19 protein-coding genes and 1 tRNA gene are annotated in these 23,256 nt (G+C 26.4%); 11 read left to right on the top strand and 9 right to left on the bottom strand.

Features of this window, described 5'->3' with window-relative positions; all coding sequences use genetic code 4:
* Nucleotides 1-178 precede the first annotated feature (178 nt).
* Nucleotides 179-5,611, top strand: a complete 5,433-nt coding sequence (locus MCAV_RS00195) for a hypothetical protein (RefSeq protein WP_391591884.1) — start codon at nucleotides 179-181, stop codon at nucleotides 5,609-5,611.
* A 228-nt stretch (nucleotides 5,612-5,839) separates the two neighbouring features.
* Here the strand turns inward: MCAV_RS00195 and MCAV_RS00190 are convergent, their stop codons facing one another.
* From MCAV_RS00190 to rpmF, 5 genes are read right to left on the bottom strand one after another with little or no spacing between them, the layout of a single operon-like run.
* Nucleotides 5,840-6,760, bottom strand: coding sequence for a hypothetical protein (locus MCAV_RS00190; RefSeq protein ID WP_391591883.1), 921 nt, complete (start codon nucleotides 6,758-6,760; stop codon nucleotides 5,840-5,842).
* 4 nt (nucleotides 6,761-6,764) lie between these two features.
* Nucleotides 6,765-7,568: a hypothetical protein gene (locus tag MCAV_RS00185; RefSeq protein ID WP_391591882.1), complete on the bottom strand. Its 804-nt coding sequence runs from the start codon at nucleotides 7,566-7,568 to the stop codon at nucleotides 6,765-6,767.
* Entirely contained in the window at nucleotides 7,540-7,902 is a 363-nt protein-coding gene (locus tag MCAV_RS00180; protein WP_391591881.1) for a hypothetical protein, read from the bottom strand. The genes MCAV_RS00185 and MCAV_RS00180 overlap by 29 nt, the downstream gene beginning before the upstream one ends.
* Before the next feature lie 29 nt (nucleotides 7,903-7,931).
* Nucleotides 7,932-8,105 carry a hypothetical protein gene (locus MCAV_RS00175; protein WP_391591880.1) on the bottom strand — a complete coding sequence of 58 codons (174 nt, stop codon included), beginning with the start codon at nucleotides 8,103-8,105 and terminating at the stop codon, nucleotides 7,932-7,934.
* Between the two features lie 22 nt (nucleotides 8,106-8,127).
* On the bottom strand, nucleotides 8,128-8,298 hold the full coding sequence (gene rpmF, locus MCAV_RS00170) for a 50S ribosomal protein L32 (RefSeq protein ID WP_391591879.1): 171 nt from the start codon (nucleotides 8,296-8,298) through the stop codon (nucleotides 8,128-8,130).
* Nucleotides 8,299-8,742: 444 nt separating this feature from the next.
* Here rpmF and MCAV_RS00165 point away from each other — a divergent pair, with 444 nt between their 5' ends.
* Nucleotides 8,743-11,868 (top strand): hypothetical protein, encoded by a 3,126-nt coding sequence (locus MCAV_RS00165; protein ID WP_391591878.1) that lies wholly within the window; start codon nucleotides 8,743-8,745, stop codon nucleotides 11,866-11,868.
* A gap of 93 nt (nucleotides 11,869-11,961) precedes the next feature.
* Nucleotides 11,962-14,382 carry a hypothetical protein gene (locus MCAV_RS00160; protein WP_391591877.1) on the top strand — a complete coding sequence of 807 codons (2,421 nt, stop codon included), beginning with the start codon at nucleotides 11,962-11,964 and terminating at the stop codon, nucleotides 14,380-14,382.
* Here MCAV_RS00160 and MCAV_RS00155 read toward each other — a convergent pair.
* From MCAV_RS00155 to rpsB, 4 genes are all read right to left on the bottom strand, one after another.
* On the bottom strand, nucleotides 14,372-14,683 hold the full coding sequence (locus MCAV_RS00155; protein WP_391591876.1) for a hypothetical protein: 312 nt from the start codon (nucleotides 14,681-14,683) through the stop codon (nucleotides 14,372-14,374). The two genes, MCAV_RS00160 and MCAV_RS00155, sit on opposite strands and share 11 nt — an antisense overlap.
* 182 nt (nucleotides 14,684-14,865) lie before the next feature.
* Nucleotides 14,866-15,429 (bottom strand): aminoacyl-tRNA hydrolase, encoded by a 564-nt coding sequence (gene pth / locus MCAV_RS00150; protein WP_391591875.1) that lies wholly within the window; start codon nucleotides 15,427-15,429, stop codon nucleotides 14,866-14,868.
* A gap of 82 nt (nucleotides 15,430-15,511) precedes the next feature.
* A tRNA-Arg gene (locus tag MCAV_RS00145) sits at nucleotides 15,512-15,588 on the bottom strand.
* Nucleotides 15,589-15,664: 76 nt separating this feature from the next.
* Entirely contained in the window at nucleotides 15,665-16,651 is a 987-nt protein-coding gene (rpsB, locus tag MCAV_RS00140) for a 30S ribosomal protein S2 (RefSeq protein WP_391591874.1), read from the bottom strand.
* A gap of 189 nt (nucleotides 16,652-16,840) precedes the next feature.
* Here rpsB and MCAV_RS00135 point away from each other — a divergent pair, with 189 nt between their 5' ends.
* From MCAV_RS00135 to asnS, 8 genes are all read left to right on the top strand, one after another.
* Nucleotides 16,841-18,592, top strand: coding sequence for a hypothetical protein (locus tag MCAV_RS00135; RefSeq protein ID WP_391591873.1), 1,752 nt, complete (start codon nucleotides 16,841-16,843; stop codon nucleotides 18,590-18,592).
* A gap of 257 nt (nucleotides 18,593-18,849) precedes the next feature.
* Nucleotides 18,850-19,140 (top strand): hypothetical protein, encoded by a 291-nt coding sequence (locus MCAV_RS00130; RefSeq protein ID WP_391591872.1) that lies wholly within the window; start codon nucleotides 18,850-18,852, stop codon nucleotides 19,138-19,140.
* Between the two features lie 3 nt (nucleotides 19,141-19,143).
* Nucleotides 19,144-19,557, top strand: coding sequence for a hypothetical protein (locus MCAV_RS00125; RefSeq protein WP_391591871.1), 414 nt, complete (start codon nucleotides 19,144-19,146; stop codon nucleotides 19,555-19,557).
* 4 nt (nucleotides 19,558-19,561) lie between these two features.
* Nucleotides 19,562-19,972, top strand: a complete 411-nt coding sequence (locus MCAV_RS00120) for a transcription antitermination factor NusB (protein WP_391591870.1) — start codon at nucleotides 19,562-19,564, stop codon at nucleotides 19,970-19,972.
* Nucleotides 19,972-20,679, top strand: coding sequence for an RsmE family RNA methyltransferase (locus tag MCAV_RS00115; RefSeq protein WP_391591869.1), 708 nt, complete (start codon nucleotides 19,972-19,974; stop codon nucleotides 20,677-20,679). Before MCAV_RS00120 ends, MCAV_RS00115 begins: the two co-directional genes overlap by 1 nt.
* Nucleotides 20,679-21,422 (top strand): hypothetical protein, encoded by a 744-nt coding sequence (locus tag MCAV_RS00110; RefSeq protein ID WP_391591868.1) that lies wholly within the window; start codon nucleotides 20,679-20,681, stop codon nucleotides 21,420-21,422. Before MCAV_RS00115 ends, MCAV_RS00110 begins: the two co-directional genes overlap by 1 nt.
* Nucleotides 21,400-21,864: a ribose 5-phosphate isomerase B gene (rpiB, locus tag MCAV_RS00105; RefSeq protein ID WP_391591867.1), complete on the top strand. Its 465-nt coding sequence runs from the start codon at nucleotides 21,400-21,402 to the stop codon at nucleotides 21,862-21,864. Before MCAV_RS00110 ends, rpiB begins: the two co-directional genes overlap by 23 nt.
* Nucleotides 21,865-21,875: 11 nt before the next feature.
* Nucleotides 21,876-23,243 carry an asparagine--tRNA ligase gene (gene asnS, locus MCAV_RS00100; protein ID WP_391591866.1) on the top strand — a complete coding sequence of 456 codons (1,368 nt, stop codon included), beginning with the start codon at nucleotides 21,876-21,878 and terminating at the stop codon, nucleotides 23,241-23,243.
* The last annotated feature ends 13 nt before the right edge of the window (nucleotides 23,244-23,256 follow it).

Below are 23,256 nucleotides of genomic sequence, written 5' to 3'. Positions count from 1 at the left end.
TCAAGTTTATTCATTTGCTTGAATTTGATAATTATTAATATTAAAATCATTTGATTTATTAGCAATATAATTAATTAGTTGATTTTTTTAGTTTAATTGGATCAGGTTGATTAGTTTTAAGTGGATCAATTAAATAGTTTTTTGAACTAATTAAGTTATTATCATTACCACTAATTTGTTGATAAATCAAATCGCTAACAAAACCATCACAGACTACTCCTCCTTCCTTGCTGCCATCTCATCTGACAACTTTTATTTTAATAATAAGGAAGGAGGAGTGTATGTTAATCAGGTGGGTCCAAGCACAACTATGAATGCCAACAACAGTTCTTCTCCCATGATGTATGACTCATCAAGTGGCATTACTACTGACCAAAATGGATTAATCCAAGGAAGTAATAATGCTAACCGTTCCAAAGGCCTCAACTTTGGTTCAGTTCGCTTAATGATCACTAAAGACATTAATAATATTGACTTTAGTCATAATCAAATTGAAGTAATCCCCGTTTCTCCCAACTTATTTACTAATATCAATTTTAGTAGTAATAGGCTTAAATATGTTCCTCCATTAGGGATTAAACCACTACCTTACTTGCAGTTCTGGTTTTATCATCAATCATTAATGAAGGTGGCAGGAGATCAACAAGGGTTTTATGAAACCTTGCACGGACCTGGACCTAATCCAGAGAATTGGAATAAGTATTATAGTACGGGGATGGTGAATGAGAAGCCAGGAATGGGCAACATGATGTTTGGTCTTAGCAGTGATGGATTAGCCAACGACAAAATCCAACGAATTGGTCTAGCAGATGTCAATCAAACATTACCTAAAATTAGTTTTGCTAACAACCAGTTGCTTGATTTTTGACCACAGCAAAAGCCAACTGATAGCTGGTATTTATGACCGAAGTTGACGGTCAAGGAAGCTGATCGGGAAGGTCCAGAAGGACAGATTACTTATGGGTTTTCTGGTGGGGGGTCTACCACCGGAGGTCCAAACAGTGGGGGTGGTATGCCACAACCCACAGGGACCCCCTCCAAGCAAATTATGATCAAAAACAACCCAACAAATGTGATGGCTAAACCCATTGCTCCATGAAACAACCAAATTGGATCTTCTTCCACTGACTTCAACCCTTATTTTCGCCGAATTTGAGTTGGAGCGAATTTAGCGGGATTGGTTAATAATGGAGATAAAACACCCTTTTTCAGCCACACTTATTTAGGCGGGATTAACCGTGATTTTGCTTATCAAGTGGCTGATGTTTCTGATGGGATTGATATGTCTGCAGGGATTAACAATTTGACACTGGATGGAACAAATACTCCTGCCTATAACTCATACAAGTTATGAGCCACAGCTGCACTTGATCGCTGGATTTATGCTCACTGGTTTAATCAACTAAGTGATAATGAAGTGTTATCTAAAGGACAAACTAGTACTTATGCGTTTGATTTTCATGTGGATGAGCAGGGGTCTGACAAATTAATTCTGCCAGGGTTTGGGGGAAACAGTGGGGGTGGCATGGTAGGGGGCGTAGACCCCTCCACAGGAAATGGGGGTGGGTCGAATCAATCTTCCTCCACAGGTTCAGACAAATACAAACAAGTTGGCACTTCCAACTTCACTAATTCTGATGCCTATCAATCATTCAACTCCTTTATTCCTTATTTACTCACACGAACACTACCGCAAAATGGTAACAACCAAAACTCATGAGGGTCTAATAATGGTAGACTAAGTGGTAGAACTCATCCACAAAAACTAGAATTTAAGTTGTATGGAGATGGGAAAGAAATAACTCCAAATGAATGAACCAACGTTGACTGAACGAGTTTTTATGCGAATGCTAATGGGCTTGAATATGATTTGAGTTTTAAAGAGAATGGGGATAGCATGATAATGAGTTATTCACCAGGTGATAATAATGGGGTGCCTACCTCTACTAATAATGGGGCTCAAGGGGGTTCTGCTGCTTCCAAAATCAACAATGGCACACAACCCCTAGTTCAACTAATTGGCCAACTGCCCTATTATAATGGCAGGAAAATGGCAGGCAATTGAACAGTTGCCAATGGTTCAAGTATGACAACAACACTATCTTCGATCCACCCATTAGGGGTTGATAAGAATTTGTTGAAGTATAAAACTAGCACTGATGCTAATACCCCTTCCTTCTACTACAACAAAATTAAACTAGTGATTCGTGCGCCCTTACAAAACTGAAACTATAGTTATGATTTTAATTTAGTTCAAAATATTGAGTATAGATTGGATCCTAAGAATGGTGGAAGTTCTTCTTCTTCCACCACCAGAACTTTTGATGTTAAGACAACAACTAATCTCAAAAACTATTTTGCAAGTACGATTACTTCTCAAGTACTTAAAGACCATTTAAGTGAGTGAGCAGACACTTCAGCTTATGTTAAAAATTTTATTAGTCAACAAGTTAATGTCATTAATGTTAAATCAGTAGATGAAAATGCTCAATCAGTCACCTTATCTTTTGATGTTAAAGACCAGTTTAATCAGAAGGTAAAGCTTGTTGATATTATCTTAAGTGGGTTTAAGCAGCAGAAAGTGGAGTTTGTGGCTGGGGGTAAGCAGCAGGGGCAAACCGGTCAACAATCTTCTTCTACCCAAAGGAAGATTGTGACTGATTTTAATTCTGATCAGAATAATTATCCTAACCAGTTTGTTCCTGAAGATGAAAGTGCAGCAAGACAATGGATTTATACTCATTTTGGCATTAGTTTTGTTGGCTTGGAGGTTGATGAGAGTAAAAAACAAGCAATTGTGGGAAGTAATGGTGGTCAACCCACAAGCAACAATACTGCTTCCAATTCTCTCACCACCTCTTCAGTTATTCCAGACTCAGCTGATCCCTTAGTTGCTTCTAACCAAGTCTTCTTATTAGACTATTTAAAAGATAAGAACCAGTATGTATCAAACATCATTATTGATCATCTAAAAGGTAAACTAAGCTTTAGCATCCAAATTAGTGGTAGTTCAACCAATGGTTTTATTAATATCAATCAAAACATTAGCATTAACACCTTTAATGTGTTTGATTATGAGATTAAACCTGATCAGGCTAACAAATCCTTATCAGCTTATGATTATCAGCTTGATATTAAGAAGTTGCACCCACTTGTTTTACTAAAACAAGGGGTGGTTGATCAGAGCACAGGGATGATTAAGCAGCAGCAAGGTGGAGCTATGAGTCAAGCATGAGGAGAAAATCAAGATAGTGATCAGTTGGTTCAATCTAACTGATTACCTAAAAATACTAGTTTGAAAATTACTAATTTAACTGTTGATGCTTTTTCAGGTAAGCTAAGTTTTAGTGTGGGATGGTACCAAAAAAATGATGATCAATTTGAAACATTACTAAAAAGTGTTAGTAGTTCAATTGATCATTTTAATACTACTGCTTCAGTTTTTGAGTGAATTCAAACAAATGATCAACGCTCTAATATTGCTTTTATAAAGCCAGATGGATCTAATGGGACCATTCCAACTGATCCAAGTCAGTTTGTAGCACAATTAAAAGAAAGCTTAAAAAATCAAGCAACTGCTCCTAGAAGAACACGAAGACAAGTTCAGAGCAATGCTAGTTCAACCAACTCTGTCAACAACTTATTATTAAGTTTAATTAAAATTAGTTATTTTAATAATAATAACCAATCTAGTACTAATAGTACTTTAAGTACTACTTTTTTAGATGATCAAAAATCCCAACTAGTTTTTGGCATTATTGATGCTAATAATAGTTTCACTCCTCTATCATCTACTAACTTAGCTCAAGCCATTAGTGTTAATCAAGATGCCAACTTACTAATAATTAAAAATTTAGGCATTAAGGGTGGTTATCATTTTGGTAAGTTTTTTGCTGGTAATAGTTCTGATGCTAACACCCCACTAACTAAATTACCTAACATTAATGTTGAACTAAATCCAAGTCAAACGAAGTTGCAAGTCATTGGAAGTAGTAACAACCAAAATGTGAGTCCAGGCACAGCACAAACTAATCAAGTAAGTGCTACTAGTGGCTTTAAGGATGGTACAACCATTATTAACACTGCTTTAAACACCCAATGAAAACACTTACTACCATCTGAATGATTAGCTCAATTAAGAGCACTAAAACTTAATCAAGCTAATAATACTACTAACATTAATTATAATGACTTTAGTTCTTTAGCAGGTTTTCTTAATCATGTCTTGTTTGCTTCAACTGCAAAACCGATTTATAATACAACAGTTGATTTATTTAATTTTAGTAACATTATAATTAATGATGCAACAGGGTCAATTACTATTCCTGCAAACACGTTGTTTGTCACCAACTATTTTAATAGTAATGATCGTGCTGAAATTGCTAATGCTAATCAGTGGTTTAGTGATCCAATTACTTTTTTCTTATCAAACTATTTTGATCGGTTTGAACCTAAAGAAAAAAATATTATTCCTTTAGAAGATACAACTGTAATTAATAATAATTTACACAATCAAAATGTCATTAGTATTATTAGTAGTTTTAGAAGCTTATTAAATCAAGCTAAAAAGGTGTATGTGTCAAATGAAATTGAATTAAACAAGTTGAGTCCTGAACAATATCAATCATCTTTAGATGCGATTAATTTGCTAAAATACCAATTAGTGAATGACAAATATTATAACAATAGTATTGCTAATGGCTTGTTCAGCAGTGATCTTGATAGTACTACTCAAAGTCCTAAAACAACTAAAAGTGTGCCTAAAACCCAGTTTGAATCAATTACTTTTGACAACATTGATTTTGTTAATGGTAGTGTTAATATTAAAGTTAGAGTGAAAGATGCAATTCAATCGTTTGATCAAAATAATAAAAACTTTCAGTTTGTCACTGCAACACGAACAGTTAGTATTACTAATGCCTTAAAACTGCAATTAGTGCCTAATTGAACTAATTTTCATCCTCTAACACGACAAGTTGTACTAAATCAAGATGAGCTTAATTCATTAACTTTTAGTGTTTTTGGTGTGGTGCAACTTCAAGGATTAAATACTATTAGTGCTCAAAATTATTTTGAGCAGTTGAGAAATAAAACTAATAATCAAGTGATTGATTTAAGTGATAATCAATTGCCCAATAAGATAAAACTAAGCCAGTGAGGTTTAATTGATAGTTCAGGATTAGTTGTTAGTGATCAAGAATTAGAAAATGGTGAGAAAAGTCAATTAGAACAGGCACGAGAACAATTAGAAATGATGTTAACTTCTTTTGGCATTAAACCAGTAATTAATTTTAATGATGTGTATTATAGTAATACTAGTCAGCAACTAATTTTCAATCAGCCGTATTTAATGGTTAATCAGGGGGTGGAGGTTGAAAAGATTAAAAAAGTCATTTTTGATGTTGAAAACCCTGTGTTATCTAATGGTAAATATTATCATCCTAATTTTGGCTCAGTTGTGCTTGAAGGTTTTAAGAAGGAGCAGATTGTGGTGAGACAAAAACAAGTTAAACCTAATCAGATGATTGATTTACTAAGTACTAAAGTGTCTTTAGATCAAATTCTGCCTTCAGATTTATTAAACTGGTTGTATTTGAATTATTATCATTAATTCAATTTTCAATAATAAAAATTACTAAATTTGTTCAATAAAAAAACGGACTTTAACATCCGTTTGTTTTTTTATTAAGATTGAATTATTTTATTTTTAATCCTAAGAAACTGATTTAGTTGAAATTAATAACTAAAACAAAGCATAAAAAAGCCGACAGGGGTTGTCTATTGACCATTTAAAAACCTGCCGGTATGAATAATTATATAATTAAATTAAATAAAATTATTAATTTTTAGAAGATAACTTATTTTTCTTATTTTGATAATAAGCTAATAAGTTTTCTAACTCACCTTTTTTACGAATCATTTTTGTACGAGAAGAAAAATCAATTTCACTTAATAGTGAATCAACTTCTTTTTCAGCTTCAACAATAATTGAAGTTTGTTGCATAATTTGGGTTTTCACATCTTCAATTACGATTGTTTTTTCTAATTCTTCTTCATTTTGACTATCAGTTGCAAAACTATTTTTTAAGTTAGCAAGTTTGGCTTCTAATTCTTCTTTATGTTTTAGTAATTCTTGATATTCAACTAATTTAGCATGCAACTTACTTTCTTGATCTTGATAAGAATTAGTTGCCATTTCAACTTGATCATTAACTTGAGCATCTAATTTTGGTTTTTGCTCAATTAATTTGGTTTCTGCTGCAGCTTCTAAAATTTCAGTAGTAACAATACTATCAGTAATATCAGTTTCAGATTTAGCATTTTTAATTGAACTAACTGAATCAGATTTTTTAGTTGGTGCTAAAAACTTATTATCATTATGACCAAAATCATAGTTATTTTCTAATTCATATTTAGTAATAGCATCAGTAAAACTAAAACCTAATCAAAAAGCAAAAAACAAGTAATTGAATTTAGAACCAATAATTCGTTTAACAAAAAAAGTGTTTTGGTTTAATAAAATAATTAAAACCCATGATAAAGTCATTAACAGAAAAAAACAAATTAAGAAAATAGCACCAAAAACATCAAAAATAATTAATTCTCTTAATGATCCTAAAACTAGTAGGACAATAGCACAAACAAGAGCAACTAAAGAAATTAAATGAAATAAGGAAACATTCAAAATCTGTTTTTTAATAAAGGTGGAATTAGAATTGGTTTTAAAGTTTTCAAAAAAATCTTTTCAATAATTTTTCATGGATTTAAACAATATTTTTCAATAATTCTTTAGATGTTTTATTATTTAATTGTAATGAAATTCTTCAGTTAAAAAAAGTTATTAAACTGACAATTAAATATAAACCGACAATTGAGGTTACTAATAATTGTAAATTAAATAATCTAATTTCTCGCTGTTGATCATCAATAACAAATTTATTAGGATTAAAATTAGTAAAAATGCCATAAACTGGAAAAATATTAGTTGTTGTAGTTAAAATGGCACCAAAAACTAAAAGATAAAATGTAGCATATCCTAATGTTACTAAAATAATTTTTTTAAAATTAATAGGAACTAAAGAATCATTTTTGTTTTTGTTATTTCTAAATGCTTCTAACATAAACATGAAATAACAAATTTGAGTCACACCATGATTTCAGATATAAAAGAAATTTGTTAAAAACAATGATTCATGCTGACTGCCATTAGGCTTAGGTTGAAATAAATAATAAGATAATCCTGCAAAAGCAACGGGAAACAACACTAATCAAAACCCTACTGCAGCAACAAACAAAATATTAATAGCCACTAAAATTAAAAGATTGTTTTTAAAAAGAAAACTTTTTTTAAACAAACAATAACATACAACAATCAAAAAAGCAAATATGTTGCTTTGTGTTGTTCATTGCACTAAAGCATGAATTCACTCTCCACTAGTGCTGTTATAAATAATAAAATGTAAAAAAAAGGTTAAGCCTGCTAAAAAACTAAGAAATGTAAAAAAATATTGTTTAACTAACTGTTGAAATAATAAAAAACTATTCTCGAATAATTTTTTTAAAGACATGGCTTAAAGTTTCCAGTGATAAAGGACCTTGTTGTTCAAAAACTAGTTTTTTATTAACATCATACATTTGATAAGTTGGTGTCACATTAATTTTTCATCTTGAATTTAAACCATCTTCTGCTCAAATCTTTTCTGAATCAGTATCAATGCAATAATTATCTGTTAGACCAGAAAATTGAGAAGAATTTAATTCTGTTTCAATTTTAGGAACATTATCAATACAATAACTACATTGATCTCACTTAAATAAAACTAATAAAGGTTTTGTTAGTGAGTCTTTTTGATCCAAAATTTTTTCTAATGCACTTAGTTTTAATAGTTTAAACTCTGTCATAATTAGTTATTATCTTTTTTATTAATTTACTATCTTATTAAATAATGGGCAATAATAATACCAATCGAAACACAAATAATTAAAATATCTAAAATTAAAACACTATTAAAAAGCGTTAATGAATCACGAATTTTATAATTTTGATACTTTTTAATATTAATTTTTTCTAATTTTTTTAATGCATCCTTAGCTTGATCAGACATAGTAAGATTTCCTTTTTATAAATTATTTATTTAAAATGTTACGATTACGATAATAGCCACATGAACAAACTCGGTGTGGTCTAATAAATTTAGAACAATTTTGACAAGATGTTAAAGTCGGTACCTTTAAGGCCATATGACTTCTTCTTTTGTCTCTTCGAGTTTTACTTACTCTTCTTTGTTGTACAGCCATTTTGTTTATACACTCCTTATAAATAAAATTATTTCTAGTTAAAATTTAATCAATAAAAAATAATTGTTTATTTCAAAAATAAAACAATTAACTATATCTAATCAATGCTATTAGTGTTTAAGTTGTTAAGTTTTGCTTCAAGTGCCTTAAATCAAGTTCTAATAAAACTAAAATTCTTATTGTCTACCTTTTTTATAATTGATAATAATTGAATCGTTTAAAATTAATTAGTGTAAATTTTTATTATTGAACCACCAATTGTTATTTTGCTCTTATTAAATTTTATAAATAAACGATAAAACTATTCTATTTATTATAAATGATTTTACTAAAAAATTAAGAAAATCGCAATTTTTAATCTTTTAAAATTATTCAATCAGTAAATAATTGAATAATAGCTTTTTTTAAATCAATCATAATTTAAAAAACAATTAAAATAATCATATGCTAAATTACAACTTTTCTAGTTCTAAAAATATTAACTTAAGTTTGTATTTTAAAAAAGCAGATATTATTGCATTTTTAAATAATGATCAAAATCATTTGCAATTTGATTTTGCTTATCATTTTAAAATTATTTTTGAAATTTTTCATCAGTCCAAAAACTTTAATCATTTTTTAGTTGAATTAAAAAAACAAAATATTGAGCTTTTAATTGAAATGTTAAAAGTGCTGAAATTAAAGTATGTCGAACTAAAAAATGCTAAAGATAAATTAATTGCTTGAAAACAAGCGTTTGAATGAAAAAAAATTTTTCTTAAATATAAAAATAACTTATTGTTAAAACAATTAATTCATGATCAAAACATTCATTTAAATCAAGTTCACCAATTAGTTATTTGTACTAATTTTATTGCAAATCATAATCAAACTAAAAACAATATTATTAATGCTCCTTTAGTTTTTTTTCCAGTAGAAATTTTGATTGATGCTAATGATCAACTTCAACTAGTTAAAGCAAAAAAATACTCTTATTGATTTAATCCTGAATTAACTAATGAAAAAATTAATTTTTTAAAAAAATTTAATTTCAATGATTTTGATCGTTTTTTAAATTATCAGCAAATTAGAACAAATTTAATTGCTAAAAATCACTTTCAATTAAATGGTGCAAATTATTCAAATCAAGAGTTTGTTTTAAAAGAAGTTTTTTATTTATCTAACATTGATCATACTAATGTGGTTGTTGATTGAAAAAATGCTTTATCATTTAATTCATTAGCAAGTTTTAATACTAATTTCAAATTTGATTTTCATCAACCAAAAATCTTTTTTAATTATGAAAATAATCTTTTCAATTTTAAAAAACAAAATATCATTCACTACAATGCTGCTAATATCATTAATGCCAAACTAATTTTTGATTTAGTGTTTGCTAATTTAGTGCAAAATAAAAATACAATTGTCTTTCATGATCAGTATCAATTATTTAATGAAATGATTAATACTAAGAATGATAATTATCATGATCTTAAAAGTTTAATTTTTTTTAATTATGATGATAGTCAAGCAACAAATTTTTATGATCAATTATTAACTTTTAAAGCACAATTAGATCAAGTTTTTGAAAAAAATTGAGTAAGTTCATCTAATCAAAATTTTAATCCAGCAGCAAATCAAATTTTTGAACAATTGTATCAATTAAAATCATTACAAAAACAAAGTTTAGATGATGCTTTAGTAACAATTAATCAAAAAGAGAAAAACAAAACTTGATCACAAGCAGCTTTAGTTGCTTTTAAATATTGTCAAGAACAAAACATTAATTTAAAATCCTTATTTCAACAAATTAAATTAATTTGTCAATTAAGTACAGAAAATAAAGATTTTTTAAATTCATATGGTTATGATCAATTTTGAAAAAATTTAGCTACTCATAAAAACTTTTTATTTCAGTATGATCAAAATAATGTTGCTAAAGGTTTATATTATTTAAAAAAATACATTGAAGATCATAAATTTCCTGATCGAGTAAGAATTTATACTTTAACTGAAGAAGATCAAATTTATTACACAGAAATTTATAAGTTTTTCTATCATGCTGCAACTAGTAATTTATTTTATGTTTCTCAAAAAGATTTAAAACTATTACTAAATTTTACTGATAAAGATCAACATCAATTTCTAGCATTAGTTAATTATCAATGAATCAAAGATTTATCAATTTTTCAAAAATTTCAAAAACTAAATTTGTTGCAATTAACTAATAAAAATTATCAAGCAATTAATTGAAAAGATGATAACAAAATTTTAGTTCAAAATTATTTTCTAGATTTACAAAAGAGAATTCAATCAGCTTCTGAACAAAAACAAAAAATCATTTTTGAAATGTTTGATTTAGTTGAAAAAAGACCAATCGGTTTACTACCAAGTGTTTTCTTAAAACACTATTGAAAAATTATTATTGATTTATTCCCTTTTATTATTTGAGATTTAAATAAGCATCATCAATTAAATCAAAAAATTGCTCACAACCAATTTTTATCTTCATACTGATTTATTAGTCATACTAAGCAAAACATGTTATTAGATATTTTAAGTTTTCCTAATAATAACCAAGTGTTTTATTTGTATCAAAAAAATGATCTTAATCCAAAAATATTAGCAGCAATTAATCAAAATAATGTTGTTCAAAATGATTTAACTTATAACTTAAATCTTAATAATTATTCGATTGCTAAATTAATTGATCCTAATTTTCATACTATTAATACTAATAATTTAGTCATTAATGATCAGTTTGTTTCAATTGCCATTAAAGATCAAAATTATCCTGAAAAAAATCTTTTAAGCATTTTAGAAAAATTAGTGAGTGATTTAATAACATGATTAACTTATCAAAAACAAAAATCAACTTGTTTAGTTGTTGTCAAAGATACAAAAATTAAAAACCAATTACTAAAAATGATTGTTATTAATTCTAGTTTATTACAAGCTTGTCATCAGGGTTGATTAATTATTGTTGATTTAGATCAAGAAATTAAGTTTTTTGTTGATCGATTAATTTTAGTTTTATCTGATCGTATTTCATTAACTAATAATATTTTAGATAACCAAAATTTTTATAATGATCCTAAATCATTAATTAAAATTAAAAAATTTCTATTTTGAACTAAAAATAAAATTATTGTTTATCATTGTTTAAAAGAACAGAAATTAGAATTTAAAAACAAAATTAATCAGTTGTTTTTTCAATGTCTAGTTCATAATTCCCAAAATCACAATCATCAAAAACTAAGTAATTTAGCACTAAATTTTTATCAAGAAATTGGTCATTGAATTTTACAAATCCTATCATCACAATATCATGTTAAATTAGTTTTCAATCAAGCAATTAAACAATATTTAATTCAAATTAGTGATCAAAATAATCGCGTTGTTTTATTAATTAAATTAATTAATAATGATCAAATTGATTTTAATCAACAATTAGAATTAGATCAATTATTAAAACTCAAAGGTTATAAGGTTTTTAGTATTTTTGCTTATGAATGAGTTTTCAAAGAAAAGTTAGTTAAAGAAAAAATAATTCAACATTTAAAGAATAATAATTTAATTTCAAATCAATAGTTTTTAAATGATTATCAATCAAATTCTGCTTTTAGTAATTTTTAACTTAATGAATAAGTAGTAAGTAAAAAATAAAAGGCAGAAGAAATTATTGTGTGATTACTAAAAAAATCATTAATTAAAATATTGTGTTATATTCCTATAGTAGTTCCATCATTATTAGTTAATTCCAATCAATCATGATCATCTTCAAGTTGATTGAATCAAAAAATAATTCAACATAATAGTTCTACTAATTCGATTTCAGAACAATTAGATCAATCTAGTTATCAGTTATATGATAGTTCTAAAATTAAAGTTTCTGATGCTTTAGTTGAACAATTTAAAGCAGGTGAATTAGATTATCAAACATTTGTTAAAAAAAGAAAAACTAATCTACTAAAAGTTTATCGTCAAGTTGCAAGTGATGATATATTTTATTTTAATCAATCTAATAATCGTCGTATTTTCTCAGTTGAATCAGAAGTAATTACTAATGCTAATAAAATTGCTCATTTGTGTCACAATCAACCACCATCATGTTCTATAGATCAAATTAAACGAATTTATTATACAACTAATTATCAAATCGATCAAGTTCCAATTTATTTTTTATTAAATAAAAATACCTCAGTTAGTAAGATTGCATTGAATGATCGCAATGCGCTCATTAATTATTCTAAATGAAATATCATTGATCAAAAATTTAATTCCAATGAAGCAGCAAATATTGCTAAAACATTAAAAATTACTCCAATTAATTGACTTGATTCAAAAGGAACTTATCGTTACAATGCCACTGAAAAGTTTTATACTAGTTTTAAAAAACGTGGTGATTTTGCTTCACAACAATTTAAATTAAAAATTAATTTAGAGCAAAACACATCAAAAGTGCCAGTTTATCTTCAATATGATTTATTAAATAAAAATGAAACGATCCCAAAATTTGTCAGTTATGATGATCAAAGTAATTATGTTATTGAAATAATTGATGATATCACAAAACAAATGATTAATTATCTTCATTATCAACCAACTAAAAAAGTAATTATTACTAAAACCGGTTGGGATAAAAATTCACATAAACTTACTTTAATTGATCAAAAGTATGGTACTTCATATTATGGAACAAAATATTTTGCATCCCAAAACATTAAAAATTTTCGTGATCCAATTAATCTCCAATTTTTTATTAAACCACAAAAAAGTAATAAAAAAGTGGTTCAAGAATTTACTCCTTTAATTGAAAAAAATAAAGTTAAAAATAAGTATCTTGATGATGTTTATCATGTTAATTTTGATCACTTATTTTCAGTGCAACCAATTAAGAAAATCGATAATAATTTCAAAATTAGAATTCTATTAAATGATTTGAAAATTAAAGAGAAAAAAATTAATTTAAAAAAGTTTTTAGCAGTTGCTTCAAAATTTAAGTTTGCTCTAGAATATAAAATTAATAATCATAATGCTAATACACGATATTATAGTTTGCTTGAAATTATTAATGGTGCTGCTGAACATATTATTTATTCTGAAAATTTTAAAGACAAAATTAATATTACTGATTTAAAAATTCATGCTAAAGTTGAATCCAGTAAATATCGCTTACTTAGTTTTAATCAACAAGATTGAAATTTTGAAGTTAATGCCAAAAAATATCCCTTTTTTGAAACAACAAAAAATTATGTTCTAAAAAACTTTAATTATCAAGTAATTGAAAAAGTTAAATTAAAAACAGATGAAGCTAAAAAATTTTATCCATCTGATTTATTAGATTATAAAAATTTAAAAGAAGTTTTTGAGTTAAAAAACGCTTCAGGATTAATTGATAATAACTTATATCTTAAAGAATTAAAACTAAAAGTTTTACCTGATGATTTAAATGGTAAATTAAAAATTCGTTACTTTGATTTCACAAAATCAGCTTATCGTGATCAAGAAATTGTTGGTTTAAAAAAACTAAAAACAATTACTAGAAACATTAATGTTAATTCTGATCAATTAAATTCAGAAATTTATAATGTTGAATCAATTAAAAGATTGCTTCAATCTCAAGCAGATCTTAATTGGGACTTTCGTACTTTAGACAAATTAGATTTTAAGTTTATTGATGATGTTAATGATTTGCAAGAAACATTTGCAATTAAAATTGAACCTAAAAATCCTGATCAGAAAACTTTAAATATTTGAAAACAATTTTATCAAAAACCAATTGTAATTCATAATCCTAATACATTAGCTCCAATAACTAAAACTACAAAAATCACAAATCCACCTTCATCATATAATGAAAATAATGTTTGATCAGAACTATTAGAATTACCATCAAATAGCATTCAGAAAGGAATTATTCGTTCTGATTATCAATTGAAATTGATTAGTGAAAAAGATCGATTAGAACTAATTGTGATTTTAAATAAGAATGGAATTAAAGGGGTAAAAAAATATTATTTTGATTATCAAAATCAAACTAGAAAAAAAGAAAATGACTCTAATAAATTAGAAACTCAAAAACCAAGTCAACCTAAAAAATAGTTTCTAATGATCAAAATGATCATGATCAAGTTCAACCTGAAAATCATTTAAAGCCCAGTGATGATCAAAATTCTAGTAATGAACCTGTTATTAGTAAAAATGATCCTAATAAGAATGATCAAAATGATACTAATGATAATCAAAGTAGTCATGATCCAACATTAGATAATGATCAAAATCAAGATCAAGCAGTTTCTGATCAAGAAGATCAAGTAGTTGTTAATAATCAAAATCCTGAACATAGTGAAGATCAAAATTCATTAGTTAATCAAGTTGATAACAATAATCAAACTAAAGACAATAACCAAACCTCACTCATTGAGCAAACACAAACTAATCAAAAAGCAAATAGTTCAACTAATCAATTAACTCAAGAAGAAATAATTGCTTATGCTACTAGTGGAACATCATTAGGATTAATAGTAACTTTTATTTTATGAAAATTATTTTGAAAAATTAAATTGATAATTAAAAACAAAAAACCTAGTTTAAAAAGTTCATAATTTTTTCAGGTTTTTGATCATCTAAAAACATTTTTAATGCCATAAAAACTTTTTTTGACATTTGCTCAATAGCTAAAAGTTCTTGATCACTAAAATTACTTAAAACAAAATTTTTAGCATCGCCTTTTTTAGGTCCAATTCCTAATTTAATTCTATAAATTTGATCTGTTTTTAGTTTTTCAATAATATCAGCCATACCTTTTTGTCCACCAGCTGAACCATTTTGTTTCATTCTGATTTTGCCAAAAGTTAAATCTAAATCATCATAAATGATTAAGATATCATTTAAGTTAACTTTAAAAAATTGCATTATGTTTAAAACACAAACACCAGATAAATTCATATAAGTTTGTGGTTTAATCAAAATCACTTTAGTTTGATCATTATAGTAACCATAAACACATTCGGCAATAAAACGATTGGCTGAATTACTAAAATCAAATTTTTTAATTAAGTGATCAATAATAATAAATCCAATATTATGACGAGTTTTATAGTATTGTCAACCAGGATTGCCAAGTCCAAAAATAATTTTTGTTTTCATTGTTTAATTTTAGCATTTTCAGCAATAAAAAAACAACTATTGGTTAATAGTTGTCTTGATTAATCATTAAGAAATTATATAATGGCGCGCCAAAAGGGATTCGAACCCCTGACCCCAAGCTTAGAAGGCTTGTGCTCTATCCTACTGAGCTACTGGCGCATTAAAATAAAATAAATTAATATTTTATTTTAACAAATTAAATTGTTTGTTTTAAATTGATAACAACTAAATTACTTTAAGCAGTTCTTTTTTCAGTTGTAATGTTTTTATTAATTGGTGTAAATTGATTTTTTCTATGATGGGATGAAGGTAAGGTTGTTCGTTTTGATTTTGAACCATAATTTCTTGATTGAATTTCTGGTAAAACAATTTCATCTTCACTTCTAAAAGCAATTGTTGTTGGACTTTGATTAACATACAATACAGCATCAGCTAAAACATTAACAAGAATGTAGGCTGAACGAATCGAAAAATTATTAGCAGGGATAATAAAATCAATGATTGTCGGATCAGCATTAGTATTAGCAATTCCAATAACAGGAATGCCCATTTTTCTAGCTTCTAAAATACAGTTTTTATCTTCTACGGGATCAAAACAGACTAAAACTTGAGGAAGTTTTGTCATTTTTTTAATTCCACCATAAAATTTTTCTAATTTATCACGTTCACGAGTTAAATCAAGAATTTCTTTTTTAGTTCGACCTTCTTGCAATTTTTCGTCTGCTAATAAGGTGTTTAGAGAATTTAATTTCTTAATTGAAAAAGAAATGTGCTTAAAGTTGGTTAAAGTTCCACCCAATCATCTCTGGGTTACATAATAAATGTTATTTTTTTCACAAACTGATTTAATTAGTTCACTAATTAATTTGTTTTTAGTACCAACAAAAAGCGCTTCACCACCTGCACGAACCAAATCAACTAAATATTGAAATGATGTGTTTAAAAAACTCATTGATTTACGAATATCAATAATGTGATTAAATTTTTTTGTATAAATAAATGGTTTCATTTTTGGATTCCATTTATTTGGTTTAAGCCCAATGTGAACACCGCCATTAATTAGTTTTGATAGTGGTACTAAAGGATTGGTTTCGATTTTTTTCTTATCTTGATCTAAATTTTCTGATGCAGTTGAATTAGCTTCCTCAACACGATGATCGTTGCGGGCTTGCTCAGTATTTTCAGCAACTACTGATTCAACTTCGGTTTTTGAATTTGACATTTTTGCCTCTATAATAATTAATTGAATCGTTATTATCAAATTTTAAGATTTTTAAAAAATAGACAATAAAGATTAACTTTTTAATTTAAAATTACTTATTAAATGTAATAATTTTGCAATAAAAAAATTAACTAAAATATTATATTAGAAATATCAAAATTTTAGAATAAAAATTGAAAAAGTTTAATCATGAATTTTCTACAAATCGCATTATTAACAATAGCGATTTTATTCATCACTATTTTTTTAATTATTTTTCTTTTATGATTAAAAATTTGATTAATTCAACGAGAAGAAAATAAATTATTGATTCAATTTAACCGTTTAGAAAATAGTCAAGTCGTTAAAAGAGAAAAATATATCAATTCAATAACAACAAAAGATTATCACTTAAATTCGATTGTTCACTTTTTAAAACGATCGATTAAAGTGCATGAACAAAATTTAAAAATTACTAAACAAAATATTTTTCTACTGCGAAAAATTAAAAATGAATCTGATTTTAGCAATTATAAAAAAAGATTCAACATAATTAAGAATGATGTTGCAATGTTAAAAGAATCAATTACTAATATTGATAAAAATGCCTTAGATTCAAAAGCGTTTAAAGAAAGTAGTTTAAAATTACTAATTCAATTAAGACAAATCTTTGTTGAAATAGATAATTTTTATATTAAGAATTTGTTGCCTCAAGATTTTTTTAACAAAAACTTATTCCGTTTAATTGACATTATTAAAAATGATTTAAAACAAATTAATTTTTTGATTAGTGTTGTTAATAAACAAGAATTGTTAGAAAAATTTGAAGAAGTTGTCAGAAACATTTGTATTTATGCTAAATGAAATTCTAATGCTTATGAAAACTGAAAAAAAATGCAGAAAATTGCTGATGTTTTTCAAAATGCCCAAAAAACTAAAAACGAACTAAATTTGCACTTTTCAGCTCAAGAATTAAAAGATATTAATCAAAGTGATAAACTAATTAGCACTAATTATGAAAATACTTTAGTTGCTCTAAAAAAAGGTGAATTTACTAAAACGAAAAAAATTATTAACTTAATGCTTGAGTCAGCCTTTTTTTATGATGCGAAAATTCATTTAAGTAAAGTTGAGCAAGAATTATTAAATCAAAAAATTTTAGAAGAAGAAATTATTAATAAAAGCAGTTACATGCTTGAGTCATTTGTCAGATGGGCTGGAGCAATTATTAAAGAATGAAAACAAGAGTTAGAAAATTCTAGTGTTGCTATTTTTGAAAAATCAGATAAATTGTTTGAATCAATTCGAAACTTAAGTTTAAATGTCAAAAACTTAAATAATGCTAAAGACAATTTATCCCAAACAACTAATCGCGATTTACTAAAATTTAATACTGAAATTGCCAAATTGTTAGTAGCAACCAATTTGAACTTAAGTGATTTAAATCAAGAAATTTATCAATCAAACGATCAATTTAAAATGATTGTTAAAAAATTCTGAACCGCTAAAATCTTTTTAATCCAAATTTTAGATTATGCAAAAAACTTATTAGAACCAGATGATTCATTAATTCAAAGTATTAGTAACTATCTTGATGAAGCTAATAAATTTATTGAACGAATTTTATCTAGTTATGATGAAGCCTTAATTGTTGATCAAGAATATGAAACTTTTGCTGAAAGCATTGATTTTTATAAAGAAGTGATTGCTAATGTTCTTGGTCATAAACTATTTGCTCAAAAACTTTATCGCTACTGGTACACACTAACTAATAAAAACAATAAGTTTGATAGTAATTTAAACCAAATCATTTTAGAAATTATTAATAAAAGAAAATGGTTTGATGCAATTATTTGGTGTCAAAATAAAATTATTGAACTATCATCAGAATTAATTAAAAAATCAACTAATTCTAATAAAAAATTTTCTAATCTTTTTTATCGCAAAAAGAAAGCAAACTAAAAGATTAATTGTCATCTAAAGCACTAAAATTAGATTAGTAAATTATTAATAATGATCATTTTTTTAAGATTAAAAAATTAACTTGTTTTTCAATTGAAAAATTAGTCAAACTACTAATTTAATAACTATAATTAATAAATTTCTAATAATTTTTAACCAAAAATTATTAGTGATGATGATTAAAAAAGTAAATAATTTTTTGTAGTTATTTGCTTTGATTTATAATTAAAACAAATATTCAGTCAGGTATTCTTAAAATGCACTTTTATCATAGAACTAAATTTGTTTTAACTGAACATGCTAGAACTCGTGCTCAAGAAAGAATTCCAATGCTAAAAAATGTTGATTCAATCAATTTAGATTATATAATAACTAAAGCTGTTGAAGATGCATATGAAATTAATTATATCAGTGCCCCCGAATTGGATTATTGCATTTTAAGTGAAGAATTTTGAAATAAAGATGAGCCAGTTTATGCTTTAGTTAAAGTAGAAGCAAAAAAATATATCATCCTTACTTTTGTTTATAAAAAATCTTTACCTAGATAAAATATGAAACATTGATTAAATTATTTATCAACCAAATATTGATACTGCAAACTAATTTATCAAAAAAATCATTGAAAAAAAATACTTAGTTTATTAACTTGAAATGATTTTAAAAATATTTTAGGTTTAGAATATCGAATTAATTTTTTAACTAACAAAAAAATTATTCAGTTACTAACTAAGAAGCAAATTCAAGTTTTAGTTTTTATTTATAATAAAGAAGTAGATCAATTTTATCAATTTCACCAGCAATTTATTTATATGGATAATTTTGATGATCAAAAAAACTTAAAATTATTAGACAAAAATAAAAAATATGTCATTTTAGGTTTTTGAAGAAATGAAATGATTCATTACCGTTGGTTAAAAAACCACAATTTTAAAGTATATTTACAAAGAAAAGAAAAAGAACAATAAAAATATGAGTACTGATCAACCTGAAAGGTTGCCCTTTTGAAAAAGAAGAATATTTGTCATTGAAACAATTTTTTCGGATTTAATTTTTGCAATTCCTCTAAGAGGCTATAAATCACGGATCATTAATTATGATCAGTGAACTGATTTTGAAAAATCAATTTTTGATTATTATTTAGCTAATAAATTTCAATTAATTAAACAAATTTCAGCATTTTTAAGAAGTGATTGAACGATTAATCGACTTGAGCAAACAACATTATCAATTATTCTTGAAGCAGTTGCTGAATATCACGTTAAAAATACTCCGAAAAACGTTTTAATTCAACAAGCAGTAATTACAACACAAAAATATTCTAGTGAATGTGAGTATAAATTAGTTAATGCTGTTTTAGAGAATTATTTTAAAAGTTTATAATGCGTCAATTTTTTGTTAAAACTAAAATTAATGATCTTTTATATTTGTCAGCAGAAGATTATCATCATGCTGTTAATGTTTTAAGAATTAAGTTGCAAGAAAAAGTTTGTTGTGTTTATCAAAACCAACCATATTTATGTCAAGTTGATCAAATTAGTTCTAATCAAATTGCTTGTTTGATTTTAGCAAAAATGCCACTAACAACTAAAAATTATCAGACGACTTTTTATTTACCAGTTAGTAAGCAAAAAAATTGGGATTTAATGGTAGAAAAACTAACTGAATTAGGTTGTGATTGTTTTATTCCCGTTTATTTTCACTACAGTCAAAAAAATGATCTGATTCGAATTGAACGTTTAAATAAAATTATTATTAGCGCTGCTAAGCAAGCAAACCGATATTATTTACCTGAAGTTAAGCAACCAATTCAGTTTAAAGAGATGATAGAGCAATTGAAAGATTATCAAATTGTTTTATTAGCTGATGAACGTTGTAGAAATCAAAAAATTAACAACCAATTAGTTAATAAAAAAATTAAAAATGCTGCTTTAATTGTTGGACCTAGTGCTGGATTTGCAACTCATGAATTTGAAATTTTAAAAGATAAAGTTATTAGTATAAAATTGAATGATAATATTCTTCGCAGTGAAACAGCAGCGATTAGTTTAATTAATTATTGGTATTTTATGATGGAAGTATTTAATTAATGTCTGAGCGATCCAATCAAAAAATTACAAACCAAAATCAATTGCCTGAGTTTAAATGAAAAATTTGATACTGATATTTTGCTTTAGTATCAGTTGTCTTAATTTTTTTCTTTTTAGCAATTTATATGATTTTAATCAGATTTTTAAATCCTGATTTATTACAAACAGCATTTTATCCAGTATACTTATTTTTAACAATTACAATTAATTTTGTTTTAATGAGTCTTTATTTGTGATTAGCAAATAAAGATTATCTTTTTAAAAAAACCAAAGTTGTCTTATCTAATCTTACTAAAAACCCAACAAGATATTTAAGAAATGGTGCTTATTTTTCAATATTAAGTCAAACATTTTATTTTGTTGCAATTATTATTACTTATGTTGTTGCTAAAAACGCTCATAGCATTGGCGCTAATAATTTTAGTTTAATTGGCAATATTTCTAATGTTGGATTTTTAGGAATTTTTTTAACTTTTATTGGTATTAGTAATATTGTTACTTTAGTGTTATGATCGTTTTTCCAATTTAGTTTAGCATACCATGTTTTTCGTTATGAAAATGAAGATGTAATTAAACAATTTTCTAACCAGTTGTTTAATTACCATCATTCTTGAGATGAAATTGCTAGTAAAAATAAATCAGCATTTCAAAAAACGAATGTTAATAAATGAAGTTATTTTGTTGCTGATTATCAACGCAATAATTTAAAGGAAGAAAACAATGAAACTAAAACTACAAGTTAAAAAAGTATATCTTGGTGCAGATCATGCTGGTTATGGTCAAAAAGAAGATATGAAGCGTTTTTTAGCAGAAATTGATTGTCCTTTTGAAGACTTAGGAACTAATAGTTTTCAAGCTTGTGATTATCCTGATATTGCAGCTAATGTTTGTCAAAAAGTTCAAAATGATACTCAAAGTTATGGCATTATTATTTGTGGTTCAGGTGTTGGTGTTAGTATTGCTGCTAATAAGTTTGCTCAAATTCGAGCAGCATTAGTTGATCGTAAGGAATTGGCTTATTATGCAATTGCGCACGATCATGCTAATGTTTTATGCTTATCATCACGATTTAGTAGTTTTGATGATAATAGAGAAATTATTAAAACTTTTTTAACCACTGAATTTGAAGGTGGAAGACACTGTCAACGAATTGAAAAAATTAGTAAGTTAGAACAAAAGAAATAAAATTATTAATTATGCAAATTATTGATATTAAAGATCTTAGAGAACAACAAGATAAATTAGAATTCATTAACGTTGTTGGTTGAGTTAATCATAATCGTAAAAGTGGTAAATCATTAGGCTTTTTAAACATTAATGATGGTTCATGTCTTGAAGACTTACAAGTAGTTTATAAAGAACATGATACACTAGGATTTAATGATGCACTAAAACTAGAACTTGGTGCTGCAGTTAGAATTAGTGGTAATTTTAAGAAAACACCAAATGCTGCTCAACCATATGAACTAGTTGCTAAAGAAGTTGTTTTATTAGCTTCTTGTCACAATTTTCCAATTCAAAAAAAAGAACAAACTGTTGAATTTTTACGCTCAATTGCTCATGTGCGTCATCGTACTAAGTTTTATCAAGCAATTCAATTAGTAAGAAACCAATTGTGTGTTGCTATTAATGAGTTTTTTAGTAAACTAAATTTTATGTGACTTCATGCGCCAATTTTTACTGGAATTGATTGTGAAGGTGCTGGTGAAACGTTTCAAATTAAACCAGTTGATCACAACCAAGAGTTTTTTAAAAAACCAGGACATTTATCAGTTTCAGGACAATTACATGCTGAAGCATATGCTTTAGGATTTAAACGAGTTTATACTTTTGGTCCAACTTTTAGAGCTGAAAAATCTTTTACTAGTCGTCATGCAGCTGAATTTTGAATGTTAGAACCTGAAGTTAGTTTTGCTACTTTAGAAGATAATTTTGTTTTAATTGAATGTTTAGTGAAACATTTATTATCACACATTTTAGTTAATTGTAAGCCTGAACTAAATTATTTAGCTAAAGCAAACCAAAAACCAGATTTAATTAATAATTTAAATCGGATTCTGCATCAAAAATTTGCTAGTATGAGTTATCAGCAAGCAATTGATGTGCTTAAAAATGATATTAAAGCCAACTTAGTTAAGTTTGAAGAATCACGAATTGAATTTGGTATGGATCTAAAAACTGAACACGAACGTTATTTGTGTGAAAAAGTAATTAAAGGCCCTGTTTTCATTTATAACTATCCTAAATCCTTAAAAGCTTTTTATATGAAAGTTAATGATGATCAAATTACTGTTGCTGCAACTGATTTACTAGTTCCTGGTGTTGGTGAATTAGTCGGTGGGTCTGAACGAGAATATCGTTATGATGTTCTAAAAAAACGCTGTCAAGAACTAAACATTCCAATTGAATCATTACAATGATATTTAGATTTAAGAAAATATGGTTATTATCGATCAGCTGGTTTTGGTTTAGGTTTTGATCGTTTAGTGATGTATGTTACAGGAACTGAAAATATTAAAGACGCTTTGCCATTCCCGCGAACTTATCAACAAATGAATTTTTAATTAAAAAATCAAT

It is taken from the genome of [Mycoplasma] cavipharyngis (genome assembly GCF_042984175.1).
Taxonomy (GTDB): Bacteria; Bacillota_I; Bacilli_A; order Mycoplasmatales; family Mycoplasmoidaceae; genus Mycoplasma_N; species Mycoplasma_N cavipharyngis.
The sequence above is the reverse complement of the archived record's forward strand: the minus strand, read 5'-3'. Positions and strand labels throughout refer to the sequence as shown.